Origin of the sequence: Kitasatospora purpeofusca (assembly GCF_036010405.1) — a bacterium.
Classification (GTDB): domain Bacteria; phylum Actinomycetota; class Actinomycetes; order Streptomycetales; family Streptomycetaceae; genus Kitasatospora; species Kitasatospora purpeofusca.
In genome coordinates, this window is the sequence record NZ_CP108561.1 from 8,598,870 (window position 1) to 8,613,907 (window position 15,038).

A 15,038-nucleotide genomic window follows, 5' to 3' on the forward strand; every position below is an offset into this window, starting at 1 on the left:
GCCACCCGGCCCTCGATCGCGCACATCATATGATCGACGGCCCGTTCCTCCGGAACCCGGAGACGGACCCCGGACCCGTCCGGCCCGGTCCGTCGGGGTGCGGAGGAAAACCGGGCGACCGGTGTTTATTCGTTGTCCATTCCCGTCCGTCATCATTCCGTCCGCACATCGCCGAGTGAACCGGCCCGCCAGGAAAGCCGGTTGGCGAACCGAGCCGCGGAGGAACCCCCCTTGACCCGAGACCTGTCCCCGGCCGAGCAGAAGGTGCTGGCCACGATCACCGCCCGGATCGACGCGATCGTCGCCCTCGGCACCGTGGCGGAGCTGACCGCGACCACCGTGCTGAACGGCCCGGGAGCCGCCCCCGACTACCCGGCCTTCCAGCAGCGCTTCGCCCGGCTGGGCCGCCGGATGCGGGAGGTGCGGTTCGTGGTGCGGGAGGACCTGCCCGCCACGATGGGGGCGAACACGGTCATCACCAGCGACGAGATCCCGTCGGTGCGGGAGATCCAACTCCGTCCGAGCCTGCTCGGCCCGGGCACCCGGAACCTGACCGACCGCGCCCTCACCCTGGTGCACGAGCTGTCCCACAGTCTGCAGGAGGGCCTCGGGAACCACCCGGTCAAGGACTACGCGTACCGCAGTGGCTGGGCCTGGACCTACCTCTCCGCCGAGGTGGCCCGGAGCAACGCCGACACCTACACCGAGGCCGCCGTCATGCTCCTCGAACGGAGCGAGAACGCCTGGGGCCGGTACCAGCGTTTCGGACGGCTCGCGGCCCAGCGGGGCGAGTTGGCGCGGCGGTCCGGGACCACCACCCTCGGCGGCGCGCTGGCCTGGCTGGACATCATGGTCAACCGGGCCTGGGTCCGCGCCGCCGACTGCGAGGGCTTCGCCCGGACCACCTTCACCGAGGCCAAGTGGAAGACGCCCGAGTGGGCCGTCTGGAAGCGCCACGCCCGTTCCCTCGCGCTGGAGAACCTGCTGGCCTCCTGGGGGTACATCACCGAGCGGACCGTGCGCGGCGGCGTCGCCTGCCTGCTCCCCAAGGACCAGGCGGTGGTGGCCCAGCTCTTCCCCTACCTGAGCGAGCTCAAGCACGCGGTGGACCGGATCGACCCGCTCCTGGTCGAACGCGGCGACCGGATCACCTTCGACCCGGCCGCCGGCACCCTGCGCGTCCCGCGCGGCACGGTCGACCGCGCGCCGCTGGCGCTCGCCGAACTCCTGCTGGACGCCCTGATCGAGGGCACCGCCGGCCTCCCGGAGGCGAAGCCCTTCGCCCAGCGGGCGCGGGAACTCGTCCGCGCCCTGGTCGACCAGGACCGGGACGCGGAGCGCCAGGTCGTCGCCACGCTCCGGAGCGTCTTCGCGGCCGTTCCGGCCGTCCTGCCGAACGCCGACCGGTGGGCGGACCTCGCGGTCGAGCTCGACGCCGCCGTCCTCGACGACCTGCGGTCCCGCTGGGAGCGCCTGGCGAAGGACATCCCCGCGGTGGTGGGGCTGCCGGACGAGGTGGACCGCGAGGTCCTGGCCGGCCTCGCCACGTACTTCGCCGAGGACGTCGAGCGGCTCCGCACCCTCGAAGGCCGCACACCGGTCCCGCAGGACTTCCGCAGGGAGCTGGCCGCCACCCTGAAGGAGGCGGCCCTGCACATCACCAAGGTCTACCCGGGCCAGCGGCCGGAGCTCGACAGGCTGCGCGCCCGCCTGGAGGCTCTGGCCTGACGCCTGTCGCGGAAGGCCGGTCGACACCGCCCCGTCGGACCTCGTCCGGCGGGGCGGAGCGCTGTCCACGTCCTGTCTCGGCCCTGCCGCCCGCCCGGAACGCCGGGTGAACGCCAGGTTCCCGCCATGGAAGGAGCCCGGGCCGAGGCACAGGATGGTCCGCGACGTCGCCGCCCCGGCCCGGGACCACCCCCGTCGGGCAGCGTCGATCCGAGCTGTCGCCGAACCCGGCGACCGGGCCACTGGGGGATGTGTGCTGACCGTCAACTTCGCTGTCCCGGATCTCGCCCGGACCCGGTTCGTGGTCTCACCGATGGACCACGTCCTGACCGCCCTGACCGGCTCCCACAGCTGGGCCGGCACCCGCCGCGCCCGCTGGTGGACCCGGATGCGCGGCCGGATGCCGCAGACCGCCGCACCGCTGATCGAGGTGGTGGGCGCCTGCCGTACCGGTGTGCCGGACTTCCTGGTGACCCATCCGCAGGGCACCCACCGGCAGCTCGCCGACGAACTCGACGCCCTGGCGGCCACCACCCCGGCCGAGTTGCGGCAGGCGCTCGCCGGGTACGGCGCCGGGCGGGGCGTGCCCCGGATCGTCGCCGAGCTCCGCGAGGGCGACACCCGCCGGCTGCGGCCGCTCGCCGACGGCGCCATGGCCCTGTTCCGGAGCTGCCTCGCCGAGGACTGGTCCGACATCCAGCGCCATCTGCAGACCGACGTCGCCCACCGCGCCCACGTCTCCGGCGAGGCCGGGATCGGCGCCATGCTGGGAGTGCTCCACCACCGCGTCGGCTGGCAGGAGGACGGGGTGCTCCGGTGCGCGGTGGGCGGACCGGACCGGACCGTCGACCTGGACGGCCGGGGCCTGGAGCTGCACCCGAACTTCTTCGTCCAGGACGGCGTCGGCGCCGTCCTGGTGCCCGGCCGGCCGGCGGTGCTGCTGCACCCGACCACCGGCCCGTCGACCGACCGCAGGCCGAGCGGGTCCGACCCGCTGACCGGCCTGATCGGCTCGGCCCGCGCCCGCGTCCTGCGGGCCGTCGGGCAGGCGCCCTGCAGTACCACCGAACTCGCGGCCCGCCTCGGCATCGGCCTGTCCAGCGCGAGTGCCCACGCCACCGCCCTGCGGACGACCGGGGCGATCACGACGCAACGGCAGGGGCGTCACGTCCTGCACCTCGTGGCACCGCTCGGGCGCGCCCTGCTGTCGGCGGGCACCTGAGCCACCGCGTTCCGCACCGCTCCCGCACCGCTCCCGCACCGGGCCGGACGGCCCCGGCCGCCTCGGGCGAGGCGACCGGGGCCGCCCCCGGGTGGGGCCGGGGTCAGTTGAGCGGGCCGCAGCTCGGGGTGCCCTGGGGCGTGGCGTTGTAGTAGCGCTGGACGCAGGCCTTCATCGAGTGGCCCGGGCCGTCGTAGAACCACGGCGACTGGGCCCCGCTGCCGGGGGCGGGGGAGGAGCTCCAGACCAGGTTGCCGTTGTCGTAGAGCGTGAAACGACAGCGGTAGGGGTCGCTCGCCGAGTTCTGGGTCGGGTTGTTCGCCATCTCGTCGTGGTAGGCACCGTTGACGAAGTGCAGTTCGATCTTCTCGACGGCCTGGCACGACCCCGAGCCGATCGGGAAGCTGCCCTCGGCGGCGAACGCCTGGCCGGGGCTGAGGGTCAGGGTGGCGCCGAGGCCGAGCGTGGCCACGGCGAGCAGACGGGCGGCACGGGCAGAAAGCATGGTGGTCCTTCCGATGGCGGAGGCGGTCGCATGTCCCGGGCGCCCGCCGGCGCCCGGGAACAGTTCACCGCCGGTGCCGCCGCCGCAGCCAGCTGTTCGTCCCTGGGGCGAAGGGTCGGCCCGGGTCCGTGTCCCTTCCGCCCGGCTGTGCACCCCCGGCCGGGATTTCCCATATCCGGGATAGCATCACGGATATGGGAATGGACACGGCCGCCGACGAGCGGCTGGCGGAACGGCTCGCCGAACTGCGGGTCGAACGCGGATGGACGCTGGAGGAGCTGGCGCGGCGGGCGGACGTCAGCCGCTCGACGCTCTCGCGCGTCGAACGGGCCGAGGTGAGCCCGACGGCGGCGCTGCTCGGGCGGCTCTGCACGGTGTACGGGCGGAGCATGTCGCGGCTGCTCGCCGAGGTCGAGGCCGCGCCCGCCCGGCTGGTGCGGGCCGGGGACCAGAGGGTCTGGCGGGACGAGGCGACCGGGTACGTCCGGCGCTCCGTCTCCCCGCCGCACGGTTCGCTGCGGGCCGAGGTGATCGAGGGACGCCTGCCGGCCGGCGCCGACATCGCCTACGACAAGCCCGACAACACCGGCCGGGAGCACCACCTCTGGGTGCTGGACGGCCTGCTGTCGATGACCGTCGACGGCACGGAACACCTGCTGGAGGCCGGGGACTGCCTGCGGTTCACCGCCGAGACCAGCCGCTTCCACTGCCCCGGCCCGGCCGGCGCCCGGTACGCGCTGGTGGTGGTCGAACCGTGAGCGCGTCCGGCGCGATACCGGCGCCGCCGGTCAAGGAGCGGTTCGACGCGGCCGGGCGGCGGGTGCTGCTGGTCTGCGTCGCCGGCGGCTTCACCACCCTCATCGACCAGTCGGTGCTCAACACCGCGATCCCCGCGCTGCGCGAGTCGCTGCACGCCCAGCCCGCGCACCTCCAGTGGATCGTCGCCGGCTACTCGCTGGCCTTCGGCCTGGCCCTGATACCCGGCGGGCGGCTCGGCGACGTGCGCGGCCGCAAGTGGTTCTTCGTCGGCGGCCTCGCCCTGTTCACCGTCGTCAGCCTGCTTTCCGCGACCGCCACCGAGCCCTGGGTGCTGGTCGCCGCCCGGCTGCTCCAGGGCGCCGGTGCCGGACTGGTGAACTCCCAGATGATCGGCACCCTCCAGGACGTCTTCCAGGGCCAGCTGAGGGCCCGCGCGCTCGGCATGTACGCCGTGACCGGCGGGCTCGCCTTCGCCCTCGGCCCGCCGATCGGCGGCGCGGTGCTCGCCGCCGTCGGACCGGAACAGGGCTGGCGACTGACCTTCCTGCTCAATGTGCCGTTCGGGCTGGCCACTCTGCTGCTGGCGGTCCGCCACCTGCCGCGCCCCCGCCCCAGCGCCCGGCACGCCGACCTCGACCTGGTCGGACTGCTGCTCGTCGGCGCGCTGACCCTGGTGCTGATGCTGCCCTTCGTCCAGCCCCCCGGCTGGGCCGGCTGGCTCGGGTTCGCCGCCGCGGCGGCCGCGCTGCTCGGCGCGCTGGCCCGGTGGCAGCACCGCTACGCCCGGCGCGGCGGCCACCCGCTGATCCATCCGGCGCTGATCCGCTCCGCGCCGTACGCGCTGGGGACGGCGGTGGCGATGTTGCAGTTCGGCTCCTCGCTGGCCGCCGGACTGGTGCTGACGATGTTCCTGCAGGACGGACTCGGCCTCTCGCCGATGGGCGCGGCCCTGGTCGCGCTGCCGTCGGCGGTCGCGATGGGCTTCGCCTCGGCGTTCGCCTGGCGGGTCGTCCAGCGCTTCGGCCGGCGGACCGTCACCGCGGGCATGGTCGGATCGGCGCTGGTGATGCTCGCGGGCGGCCTGGTCGCGCGCTGGGCGCCGACCGGTCCGCTGCCGTGGCTGCTCGCGCTGCTCCAACTGCTGGGCGGCGCCTCGGTCGGGCTGATGGCGGCCTCCAACCAGGCGTTCGTGCTGCGGCACGCGCCGGCCGAGGCGGCCGGGGTGAGCGGGGCGATCCTGCAGATGGCGCAGCGGATCGCGGCGGCGGTCAGTGTCTCGGCGCTGTCCGGCGTCTATCTGCGGGCGACCGGCGGGGGCGGCGGGCACCGGGCGGCGTACGCGTGGGCGAGCGGGGTCTGCGCGGCGGTGGCGGCGCTGGCGGTGGTCGCCTCGGTGCTGGCGGGCCGGGTGTCGGCGCGCGGAGCCGGGTCGGTCGGAGCGGCGGCGGGGGACGTGCCGGAGGTGGCGGCGCGGGAGGATGCCCCGACCCGCTGACCGAGGTCCGCCGACCGCAGTCCGTCGACCGCTGTTCGCTGTGCGAAAAGCCGGGCCCGGACGGCGCGGGCCCCGGCTACCGTGCCGGTATGACCGAGCCTCTGAGAGTCGAACTGCCGGGCCTCTCCCTCGCCTGTCGGGAGAGCGGCCCGGCCGACGGCCCGCCGCTGGTCCTGCTGCACGCCCTCGGCGAGCGGGCCACCGACTGGGACGTCGTGCTGCCCGCCCTCGCCCCGCAGCACCGCGTCCACGCCCTCGACCTGCGCGGCCACGGCGACAGCGGCCGGCCACCTGGTGCACCAGGACCGCCCGGCGGAGTTCGTCGCCGCGGTGGCCCCGTTCCTCACCCCCTGAACGGGAGCGGGGAACGGGAGCGGGGGACCGGGCGCGTCCCTCAGATGCCGTGCTCGGCCGGGAGGCGGCCGGCGCGGATGGCGGTGAGGAGGTCGGCGTGGTCGGCCTCGGTGCGGTCCGCGTAGGCGACCGCGAAGGTGGCCACCGCCTCGTCCAGGGCCTCGTTCTTGCCGCAGTAGCCGCTGATCACCCCCGGGTCGGCGGTGTGGGCGTGGGCGCGGGCGAGCAGGGCGCCGGTGATCCGGGCGTAGTCGTCCAGCTGCGCGGGCAGCAGGGCGGCCGGGTCCACGCTGCCCTTGCGGTTGCGGAACTGGCGCACCTGGTAGGGGAGTCCGTCGACCGTGGTCCAGCCGAGCAGGGTGTCGCTGACCACCTGCATCCGCTTCTGCCCGCGCACCACCCGGCGGCCCTCGTGGACGTCCGCCGCGGCGACCGGGTGGCCGGCCCGGGCCAGGTGCGGCAGCAGCACCGACGGGCGCGCCTCCTTCACCTGGAGCACCAGCGGCTGCTCGCGGTGGTCGGTCAGCAGGACGACGTAGGAGCGGGTGCCGACGCTGCCGGTGCCCACGACGCGGAACGCCACGTCCTGCACCCGGTAGCGGGACAGCAGCGGGTGCAGCTCGCCGGGCACGGTCCCCACGTATTCGCCGAGCGAGGCGGCGACGGCGGCGGCCGTGGCGTCCGTCACCTCGCTGAGCACCGGCGGTGCCGAGGTGAAGCGCCAGGCGCCGTCCTCGGAGCGGACGGCGGACTTGGCGGCGAACCGGGCGCTGGTGTTGCCGAGCGCCTTCGCGCCGACCTTCTCCAGCAGCTCGGCCAGGTCGTGCGCCTGGGCGAAGGAGACCAACTGCTCGTCCGCGACGGCGTTCCAGGCGTCCAGTGCGGGCAGCTTGGCCAGGGCACGCATGGTCCGGCGGTACGCGCCGGCCGCGTCGAAGGCGGCCCGGCGGGCGGTCGTCTCGTCGGCGCCGATCTCCCGGCCGGCCAGCACCAGGCTCGCGGCGAGGCGCTTGAGGTCCCACTCCCACGGGCCGGGGACGGTCTCGTCGAAGTCGTTGATGTCCATCACGAGCCGGCCGCGCGCGTCGCCGTACAGGCCGAAGTTGGCGGCGTGGGCGTCGCCGCACAGCTGGGCGACGGTGCCGCTGGTCGGGGTGGCGGCGAGGTCGGCGGCCATCAGCCCGGCCGAACCGCGCAGGAAGGCGAACGGGGTGGCGGCCATCCGGCCCAGCCGGATCGGCACCAGCTCGGCCAGCCGGCCCTCGTTGGAGGCCTCGATCGCCTGGACGGCGCTCGGGCGGTCGGTGGCGGGCGGGAACTCGGCGTGCCGCTCGCGCGGGGTGCGGGTGCGCAGGGCCTTGCCGCGCTCGCGCGCCCCGCCGTCCTGGCGCGGCGCGAAGCCCTCGACGGTGAACCGCCGCCCGGGCCCCTGCCCGGCCCCCGCCACGTCCGCCGGTATCCCGGACCCGTTCACCGTCTCGGTCAGCTGCGTCACTGCGCCCCGCCCTGTCTCTGTCGTTCCCGTCCGCGGCCTGCGCGGACCCGGCCCGGAAACGGGCCGGCCAGCAGGGTACCGGTCCGCGCGTCCGGTCTTTCGGCAGGGAGGGACGCACCGGGGGCGGCCGCGGTTCCCGGGGTGGTCGGCCGGTCGTGGCAGGTGGGCGGTGCGTGGCCGATCGGTGGTTCGCGGCCGGTCGGCGGTTCGTGGCCGGTCGGTGGGAGGCGTCGGCCGGCCGTAGGGTGCGGGGATGAACGGTCTTCGGGGGCGGTGGGCGGTCCGGGGCGCGGCCGCGACGGCGGTGGTGCTCACGGTCGGCGCGGGGCTCGGCGTACGGACGGTGGCGGGCGGCGCGGCGGCCAAGTACGCGGGCGACGCCCTCTACACCGTGCTGCTGTACGCGCTCGCGGTGCTGGTCGCGCCCAGGCTGCGGCCGTCGGTCGCGGCCGCCTGGGCGGCGGGCCTGAGCTGGGCGGTGGAGCTGTTCCAGCTCACCGGTGTCCCGGACGACCTGGCCCGGCGCAGCACACTCGCCCGGCTGGTGCTCGGCTCCACCTTCAACCCGCCGGATCTGCTCTGGTACCTGGTCGGCGCCGGTCTGGCCGCCCTCGTGCACGCGGGGGTCCGCGCGGGCACGAGGGCGGCCGGACGACCGGTTGCTGTCCGACGATCCATCAGCTGATGGAACGTCAGAGCGGCATCAGCTCGGGTCGCTTGGCCTCGACGTTGTCGCCGGAGGACTCCCCGCGCAGCCGGCGGCCGACCCACGGCAGCAGGAACTCGCGGGCCCACTGGAGGTTCTCCCGGCGCTGCTCGGCGGGGGAGAGCTCCGGGGTGGACGGCCAGGGGGCCTCCGGGTCCTGCTCGGTGCGCAGGCCCAGCGAGCGGGCGGCCAGCAGGGCGACCCGCTGGTGGCCCTCGGGGGAGAGGTGCAGCCGGTCCTCGCTCCAGGCGCGGCGGTCCTGGACGGCCCGCAGCGACCAGAGGTCGGCCACCTTGCAGCCGTGCCGGTCGGCGACGGCGCGCATGTGGCCGTTGTAGGTGGCGATCTTCCCGCGCAGGTGCTTGAACAGCGGCACGCCGCGTGTGTCGAAGCCGGTGCAGATGAGCACCGTCCCCGCCGCGTCGACGAGTTGGACGATGGCGGCCTCGAAGCGCTCGGCCACCTCGTCCGGGTCGCTGCCCGGGCGCAGGATGTCGTTCCCGCCGGCGCAGAAAGTGACCAGATCGGGCTGGATCCGGCGGACCTCCGGCACCTGCTCGGCCATGATCTGGTCCAGCAGTCGGCCGCGCACCGCGAGGTTCGCGTATTGGAAGCCCCCCGGCGGCCGGTCACCGGAGAGCAGCCCCGCCAGCCGGTCGGCCCAGCCGGCGAAGGCGCCGTCGGCGCCGGGGTCGTTCAGGCCCTCGGTGAAGCTGTCCCCGAGGGCGACGTACGAATTGAGGTCAAGAGTCTCCTGGAGGTACGACATGAAGGAGATAGTTCACTGTCTCAAGTGACCTACGCCACCGTAGGTGGCCGGTAGCGGTACGTGAGATCGGCCACGTGCGGTCGGAAGGCCCGCAACGGAAGGGTCGGCGCGGCGCGGACGGAAGGGCCGAAAGGCCCCGGGCGGGGGCCCGCGGAGGCCGGAACCAAGGGTTCGGACGTTCCGGAACGGCTCGCGAGCGCCCTTGTGCGCCAGGGGCGCGCGGGTGGGCGCACCGGATGCGCGGGGCACTGCGCCACCCGGTGCGCCCACCCGGGTGTGGGAACGGCGCGGCCGGGGCAGCCGCCCTCTGGACCGTACGGGCGCGGGTGTGGCTTTCGGATCACGCCCACCCGGCGTGATCCGAAAGCCACACCCCGGGCGGCGGGCGGTGCCCGCGCCCCGTACGGGGGCCCCGTTCGCACTCCGCCCCCGCCCGTCCCCGCTCCGTCCCGTTCCCGACCGCGGAGGTCGCCGCATGCCGTACCGAATCCCGGAGCGCACCGCGAGGCCGCGGCGCTACCTCATGTGCCGGCCGACGTACTTCACGGTCGAGTACGCGATCAACCCCTGGATGGACCCCGGGCGGCCGACCGACACCGCGCTCGCCGTCCGGCAGTGGGAGCGGCTGTACGCGCTCTACGGGCAGCTCGGCCACACCGTGGAGCTGATCGACCCGGTGCCCGGCCTGCCGGACATGGTCTACACGGCCAACGGCGCCACCGTGATCGACGGCCGGGTCCTGGTAGCGAACTTCCGCCACCCCGAGCGGGCCGGCGAGTCCGACGCCCACCAGGACTGGTTCGAGGCGGGCGGCTACCGCGAGGTGCGCCGCGCCGCGCACGTCAACGAGGGCGAGGGCGACCACCTGGTGGCCGGCCGCCGGGTGCTGGCCGGCAGCGGCTTCCGCACCGACCCGGCCGCGCACGCCGAGGCCAGGGACCTCTTCGGCCTCCAGGTGCTCACCCTGGCCCTGGTGGACCCGCGCTTCTACCACCTGGACACCGCGCTCGCCGTCCTCGCCGACGACCAGGTCATGTACTACCCGGAGGCGTTCACCCCGGACAGCCAGGCGCTGCTGCGCAGCCTCTACCCGGACGCCGTCCTCGCCGACCTGGAGGACGCCGAGGTGTTCGGCCTGAACGCCGTCTCGGACGGCCGCCGGGTGCTGCTGCCGGAGGCCGCGAAGGCGCTGGCCGCCCGCCTCGCCGACGAGGGCTTCGAGCCGATACCGGTCGACGTCTCCGAGCTGTTCAAGGGCGGCGGCGGCCCCAAGTGCTGCACGCTCGAACTCCGGCCCTGAGGCCTGCCGCCCGCACTGCCCGCCTTCCGCCGTCGCTCGCCCCCGGTCCGCGCGTCGGGTGCGGGCCGGGGGTGGACGGAGTGCCGGGCCGGGGTCAGGCGTCCTGGCCGAGCCAGAGGTCGGGGCCGAACACCTCGTAGTGGATGTCGGCGGCCGGGACGCCCGCCGCGAGGAGCTGGGCCCGGACCGAGCGCAGGAAGGGCAGCGGGCCGCAGAGGTAGGCGGTGGCGCCCGCGGGGACGTCGACCGCGGACAGGTCGACCAGGCCGGTCCGCCCGGCCGGCCAGTCGCCGAGCGGCCGCTCGTAGAAGACGTGGGCGGCGGCGTCCGGCAGCTTGGCGGTCAGCTGGGCGAGGTCGGCCCGGAAGGCGTGCGACAGCTGGTCGCGGTCGCCGTGCACGGTGACGACCCGGCGGGTGGAGCCGGTGGCGGCGAGATGGGCCAGCATCGCGGTGATCGGCGTGTTGCCGATGCCGGCCGAGGCGAGCAGCAGCGGGCCCTCGCCCTCGGCGAGCGCGACGTCCCCGAACGGCGGGGCGATGTCGAGGACGTCCCCGGCGCGCAGGTGCTCGTGCAGGTGGTTGGAGACCTCGCCGGCCGGGCCGCCGGCGGCCTCGGCGGTGGCCCGCTTGACGGTGAACCGGAGCGCGCCGTCCGCCACGCCGGAGAGGCTGTACTGGCGGATCTGCCGGGCGCCGTCGGGGAGTTCGGCGCGCACCGAGAGGTACTGGCCGGGCCTGGCGGCCGGCAGCGGGCGGCCGTCGGCCGGGCGGACCAGGTAGGTGGTGACGTCGTCGGTCTCCGGGTAGCGGGCGACGAGGGTGTACGGGCGCCAGAGGTCGGCGGGGTCGAGGTGCTGGGCGGCGGCGGTCTCGGCGCGCAGCCGGTCCTCGATGGCGATCAGGGCGTTCGCCATCAGCCAGTAGACCTCGTCCCAGGCGGCCGCGACCTCGGGGGTGACGGCCTCGCCGAGCACCTCCACGATGGCGGCGAACAGGTGCTCGTGGACGATCCGGTACTGGTCGTTGCTGATGCCGACCGAGACGTGCTTGTGCGCGATGCGGGCGAGCAGCGCGTCCGGACGGGTGTCCGGGGCGGCGATCAGGGCGGTCGCGAAGGCGGCTATCGAGCCCGCGAGCGCCTGCCGCTGGCTGCCGTTGGACTGGTTGCCCCGGTTGAACAGGTCGCGCAGCAGCTCCGGGTGGGCGGCGAACATCCGGTCGTAGAACAGCGGCGTGATGTCGCCGATCGCGCCACCCACGACGGGCAGGGTGGCTTCGACGACCTCGGCGGACTTGGCGGAAAGCATCGGAGGCGCTCCAAACTGGAATCTGAGAGTCGTATTTTTGCCCGTGCGGATGCGCGGACCGGCGTGGGGTGGTGCCGCGGGTGCGGCGGTGGTGCCGTGCGGTGCCGCCGTGCGGTGGTCCGGTCGGAGCCGGGGTCAGTCGGAGGGGCCGGCTCCCCGGCCGGGTCCTGTGCCGGGGCCCGGTCGGGTGGTGAGGCCGAGCAGGACGGGCCCGGTCGGCGCGGCCACCAGATCGCCGATCGAGAGCGGGTCCAGGGTGGCGAAGAACGCCTCCTGCGCGGTGCGCAGCGCTCCGCGCAGTCGGCACGCCGCCCGCAGCGGGCACGGTGGATCGTCCTCGCAGCCGACCACGTCGCCCACTCCTTCCAGCTCGCGCAGCAGTGGGCCGAGCGAGCCGGTGCGGCCGGCCGAGGTGAGGGACAGGCCCCCGCCGTGACCGCGCCGCGCCTCCACCGCACCGAGGTGCTGCAGTCGGCTGACCACCTTGGCGGCGTGGGTGTAGGGCACGCCGACCGCCTCGGCCACCTCGCGGGTGGTCGGGTTCGACCCCTCGTCGAGGACGGCCAGCCGCATGGCGATGCGGAGGGCGATGTCGGTGCTCTTGGTCAGCCTCACGTTCGAAAGGCTAGCGAATACGACTCCAGGACTCCAATTTCCTGCACGCACCACTCGCCGGAGCCGAACCGTTACCCGCCGAAGCGTCCGGCGCGCTGTCCGTCGGACAGGTCAACTGCTTTACTGGCCAAGCTCGTTCGCCGGAATGCGACCTGGGGAATGGGGACAGCATGGACAGTGGCACCCCACCGCCACCTCCGCCACAGGAACCCTCGCGGACACCACCGCCCTACCCTCCGCCCTCGCTCTACCCACCGCCGCGCCCGCCCGCCCCGCCGCAGGGGTATCCGCCGCCGTCACCGCGGTCGCCGTCACCGCCGCCGTCACCGCCGCCGATCCGGACCGGGCCGGTCCTCCCGCCGGGGCCGAGGCCGGTGCCACCGCAGTCGGTGCCACCGCAGCCTGCGCCCGCCGAGCCGGTGCCCGCCGAGCCGCCGGAGACCGACGACACCCCGACGTACCTGGGCCCCTCGTTCACCTCCGCCGGTACCCCCGGCCCCGCTCCCGCTCCGGGCCCCGGCCCCGCCTCCGCGTCCACCCACGGCCCCGCCGTCCCGGCGACGCCCGAGAACCTGCACCACCAGGCGGGCACCGTCCCCGGCGACGCCACCCGCTACCTGTGCGCCGCCGCCTGGCTGGACCGGCGCTTCCGCGCCGCGCTGATCGAGGAACTGGTCGAGCAGTCCTTCCGTATCCCCGCCCCCTCGCCGGGCACCGACCTCGTCCGGGTGCTGCACGAGGCCCTGACCGCCCGCCGCTGGGAGGCCAGGACCGGCCTGTTCTGCGTCCTCGTCGTCGTACTGGCCTTCCCGGTGCTCGGCGTGGGCGCCGGACTCGCGGCCCTGGCGCTGCTCCTGCTGCTCACCGTGGCCGGCGGCGGTCTCGGGTCCGGCCGGATGGACCACCGGCTCGGCCTGGAGATCGAGCGGCTGATGATCACCCCGCGGTCGCCGCGCGCCACCGGCTGGCGCGGGGCCGTCGCCGGTGTCGGCCGACTGCTCGCCACCCTGGCCCTGGTGGCCGCCGCCGCCACCTACCTCTACGGCCCGCTCCAGGACTCCGGCCTGAACCGGGTGTTCGTTCCCGACCTGTCCGGTGCGATCGGCGCCGGCCTGTTCGTCGAACTGGCCCTGATCTGGCTCGCCGCCGCCCGGTTGCGCTACCGGCTGCGGCGCCGGCTGTCCGCCCTGGCGGGGATGGACCCCACCCCCGTCCCGCCGCCGAGCCCCCGCGGCTCGCGGACCGCCCGGGTGTACGAGCGGCTGGGCGAGCAGCAGGCCGGACCGGAACTCCTCTACCAGCGCCAGGCCCCGCTGGTCGGCCTCGGCGCGGCCGGCCGGATCTGGCGGATGACCTTCGAGCTGCGCCCCTCCGCCGAACGGGCCGCGCGGGGCCGGGCGCCGGACCCGATCGACACCACCACGCTCTACCGTTCCGTCGCGGCACGGGTCCGCGCGCTCGCCCAGGACCCGCGCTACCCGGAGGACTCCCTGCGCGGACTCTCCGTCACCGACCGGGTGTTCCGCCCCAGTCTGCGCGACGACGCCCCGGAGAGCTGGCTGGGCGCGATGTCCGGCCGGGCCGGGGAGCAGGTCCTGCTCGAACCGGCCTGGGCCGACCTGCTGAGCCGGTCCGGCCACGAGCGGCTCCGGCACTACCTGGCGATCCGGGTCGGCTCCTGGCAGGAGGAGGTCGTGGTCACCGTGCTGGTCCGGGCCAGTACCCGCGGCGGCCTGCTGTACCTGGAGTGGCTGCCCTACGTGCTGGGCCCGGTCGCGCAGGAGTACCACGTGGTCGACCTGCTGGGCCACCGCTCCGGTTTCATGCACGCGATGAACGCGCTCGGCTGGTCCGCGCGCCGGCTAGGCGGCGACGCGGCGATCGCCGTCGGCCAGGTCCGGCAGGTCTGGCAGTCGCGCGGACGGGCCGCCCGGCTCGCCCGCCGCTACCGCCACCTGACCCGGGCCGGCTACGCCGTCGACTACGCGCCCCGGTCGAGCGTCCGCGAACTCGGCGCCGGCGCGGCCTACCAGAACATCTTCCAGGAGCACGACGTGCAGCGCTTCCTGAGCACCGTGACCGAGCGGGTGTTCAGCGCGGTCGGCGCCGAGCTGAAGGCGCGCGGCTACGACAGCGCGGCCTTCGAGGAGCAGTCGCAGAGCATCACCAACATCAACAACGGCGGTGTCCAGGTGGTGGGTTCCACCGTGCACGGCCCGGTCGCGGGCGGTGCCGGGGCCAGGGTCGACATCGGCAAGGAGAAGGGGAAGGGGAAGGGCAAGTGACCGAGAACGCGGACAGCACCGCCGGGCCGGAGGCGGACCGGCCGCCCGCCGGGGCCAATTGGAACACCGGCGGGGTCCAGGTGGTCGGCTCCACCGTGCACGGCCCGGTGGCCGGCGGCCAGGGCGCGACCGTGCGGATCGGCACGGACGCGGCCCCGGCGGCCCCGGTCGGCCCCGAGGCACTGCGGGCGGCGGCCGAGTCGCTGCGCGCCGCGCTCGCCCGGCTGCGGACCGAACGGCCGGGCGCCGTCGCGGACGCCGACGCCGAGGACGCGGACGCCGCCCTGGCCGGCATCCTCGCCGAGACGGCGCTCGACGAGCCCCGCGAGGGCCCGCTGCGCCGACGGGTCGGCACGGTGGTCGACGCGCTGCGCACGGTCGCGGTGCTGGCGGCGGCGGTGACCGGTCTGGAGACGGCCTTCGCGGCGCTGTTCGGGCAGATCTGAGCCGCTGCCCGATCGCGCCACCCCTTCAGGCACCACCCCCGACCCCCTGG

14 protein-coding genes are annotated in these 15,038 nt (G+C 75.2%); 9 read left to right on the plus strand and 5 right to left on the minus strand.

Annotation, left to right across the window (positions count from 1 at the left end; translation table 11 throughout):
• Positions 1 to 231 precede the first annotated feature (231 nt).
• Both OG715_RS37400 and OG715_RS37405 read left to right on the plus strand, forming a co-directional pair.
• Positions 232 to 1,728, plus strand: a complete 1,497-nt coding sequence (locus OG715_RS37400) for a hypothetical protein (RefSeq protein ID WP_266272811.1) — start codon at positions 232 to 234, stop codon at positions 1,726 to 1,728.
• A gap of 313 nt (positions 1,729 to 2,041) precedes the next feature.
• Positions 2,042 to 2,950, plus strand: a complete 909-nt coding sequence (locus OG715_RS37405; RefSeq protein ID WP_266272810.1) for an ArsR/SmtB family transcription factor — start codon at positions 2,042 to 2,044, stop codon at positions 2,948 to 2,950.
• 103 nt (positions 2,951 to 3,053) lie between these two features.
• Here the strand turns inward: OG715_RS37405 and OG715_RS37410 are convergent, their stop codons facing one another.
• Entirely contained in the window at positions 3,054 to 3,455 is a 402-nt protein-coding gene (locus tag OG715_RS37410) for a hypothetical protein (protein WP_266272809.1), read from the minus strand.
• A gap of 194 nt (positions 3,456 to 3,649) precedes the next feature.
• On the opposite strand from OG715_RS37410, the gene OG715_RS37415 reads away from it, so the two are divergent.
• The 3 genes from OG715_RS37415 (at position 3,650) to OG715_RS37425 (ending at position 6,188) form a co-directional block, all read left to right on the plus strand.
• A complete protein-coding gene (locus OG715_RS37415) occupies positions 3,650 to 4,213 on the plus strand; it encodes a helix-turn-helix domain-containing protein (RefSeq protein ID WP_380504102.1) in 564 nt (187 codons plus the stop codon).
• Complete coding sequence (locus OG715_RS37420; RefSeq protein WP_266272808.1) at positions 4,210 to 5,709, plus strand: MFS transporter; 1,500 nt, start codon at positions 4,210 to 4,212, stop codon at positions 5,707 to 5,709. The genes OG715_RS37415 and OG715_RS37420 overlap by 4 nt, the downstream gene beginning before the upstream one ends.
• An 89-nt stretch (positions 5,710 to 5,798) precedes the next feature.
• Positions 5,799 to 6,188: an alpha/beta fold hydrolase gene (locus OG715_RS37425; RefSeq protein ID WP_323182202.1), complete on the plus strand. Its 390-nt coding sequence runs from the start codon at positions 5,799 to 5,801 to the stop codon at positions 6,186 to 6,188.
• On the opposite strand, the gene OG715_RS37430 is transcribed toward OG715_RS37425, so the two are convergent.
• Complete coding sequence (locus tag OG715_RS37430) at positions 6,104 to 7,558, minus strand: DUF2252 domain-containing protein (protein WP_266272807.1); 1,455 nt, start codon at positions 7,556 to 7,558, stop codon at positions 6,104 to 6,106. The genes OG715_RS37425 and OG715_RS37430 overlap by 85 nt on opposite strands.
• Positions 7,559 to 7,811: 253 nt before the next feature.
• Between OG715_RS37430 and OG715_RS37435 the strand changes: the two genes are divergently transcribed.
• The gene (locus tag OG715_RS37435; protein WP_266272806.1) at positions 7,812 to 8,243 is read left to right on the plus strand and encodes a ribosomal maturation YjgA family protein; all 432 of its coding nucleotides are present in this window, start codon (positions 7,812 to 7,814) and stop codon (positions 8,241 to 8,243) included.
• Positions 8,244 to 8,250: 7 nt separating this feature from the next.
• Here OG715_RS37435 and OG715_RS37440 read toward each other — a convergent pair whose 3' ends face one another.
• Positions 8,251 to 9,033 (minus strand): SGNH/GDSL hydrolase family protein, encoded by a 783-nt coding sequence (locus OG715_RS37440; RefSeq protein WP_266272805.1) that lies wholly within the window; start codon positions 9,031 to 9,033, stop codon positions 8,251 to 8,253.
• 475 nt (positions 9,034 to 9,508) lie between these two features.
• On the opposite strand from OG715_RS37440, the gene ddaH reads away from it, so the two are divergent.
• The gene (gene ddaH, locus OG715_RS37445) at positions 9,509 to 10,333 is read left to right on the plus strand and encodes a dimethylargininase (protein ID WP_266272804.1); all 825 of its coding nucleotides are present in this window, start codon (positions 9,509 to 9,511) and stop codon (positions 10,331 to 10,333) included.
• A 94-nt stretch (positions 10,334 to 10,427) separates the two neighbouring features.
• On the opposite strand, the gene OG715_RS37450 is transcribed toward ddaH, so the two are convergent.
• Both OG715_RS37450 and OG715_RS37455 read right to left on the minus strand, forming a co-directional pair.
• On the minus strand, positions 10,428 to 11,642 hold the full coding sequence (locus tag OG715_RS37450; RefSeq protein WP_266272803.1) for a globin domain-containing protein: 1,215 nt from the start codon (positions 11,640 to 11,642) through the stop codon (positions 10,428 to 10,430).
• Between the two features lie 135 nt (positions 11,643 to 11,777).
• Positions 11,778 to 12,257 (minus strand): RrF2 family transcriptional regulator, encoded by a 480-nt coding sequence (locus OG715_RS37455; RefSeq protein ID WP_266272802.1) that lies wholly within the window; start codon positions 12,255 to 12,257, stop codon positions 11,778 to 11,780.
• 389 nt (positions 12,258 to 12,646) lie between these two features.
• Here OG715_RS37455 and OG715_RS37460 point away from each other — a divergent pair, with 389 nt between their 5' ends.
• A complete protein-coding gene (locus tag OG715_RS37460; protein ID WP_266272801.1) occupies positions 12,647 to 14,542 on the plus strand; it encodes a hypothetical protein in 1,896 nt (631 codons plus the stop codon).
• A complete protein-coding gene (locus OG715_RS37465; RefSeq protein WP_266272800.1) occupies positions 14,539 to 14,988 on the plus strand; it encodes a hypothetical protein in 450 nt (149 codons plus the stop codon). The genes OG715_RS37460 and OG715_RS37465 overlap by 4 nt, the downstream gene beginning before the upstream one ends.
• The last annotated feature ends 50 nt before the right edge of the window (positions 14,989 to 15,038 follow it).

Bases quoted from the DNA above. Each gene is read 5' to 3' on its own strand.
- OG715_RS37440 (WP_266272805.1), bottom strand. From the start codon at position 9,033: ATGTCGTACCTCCAGGAGACTCTTGACCTCAATTCGTACGTCGCCCTC.
- ddaH (WP_266272804.1), top strand. From the start codon at position 9,509: ATGCCGTACCGAATCCCGGAGCGCACCGCGAGGCCGCGGCGCTACCTC.
- OG715_RS37435 (WP_266272806.1), top strand. From the start codon at position 7,812: ATGAACGGTCTTCGGGGGCGGTGGGCGGTCCGGGGCGCGGCCGCGACG.
- OG715_RS37450 (WP_266272803.1), bottom strand. From the start codon at position 11,642: ATGCTTTCCGCCAAGTCCGCCGAGGTCGTCGAAGCCACCCTGCCCGTC.
- OG715_RS37425 (WP_323182202.1), top strand. From the start codon at position 5,799: ATGACCGAGCCTCTGAGAGTCGAACTGCCGGGCCTCTCCCTCGCCTGT.
- OG715_RS37415 (WP_380504102.1), top strand. From the start codon at position 3,650: ATGGGAATGGACACGGCCGCCGACGAGCGGCTGGCGGAACGGCTCGCC.
- OG715_RS37405 (WP_266272810.1), top strand. From the start codon at position 2,042: ATGGACCACGTCCTGACCGCCCTGACCGGCTCCCACAGCTGGGCCGGC.
- OG715_RS37410 (WP_266272809.1), bottom strand. From the start codon at position 3,455: ATGCTTTCTGCCCGTGCCGCCCGTCTGCTCGCCGTGGCCACGCTCGGC.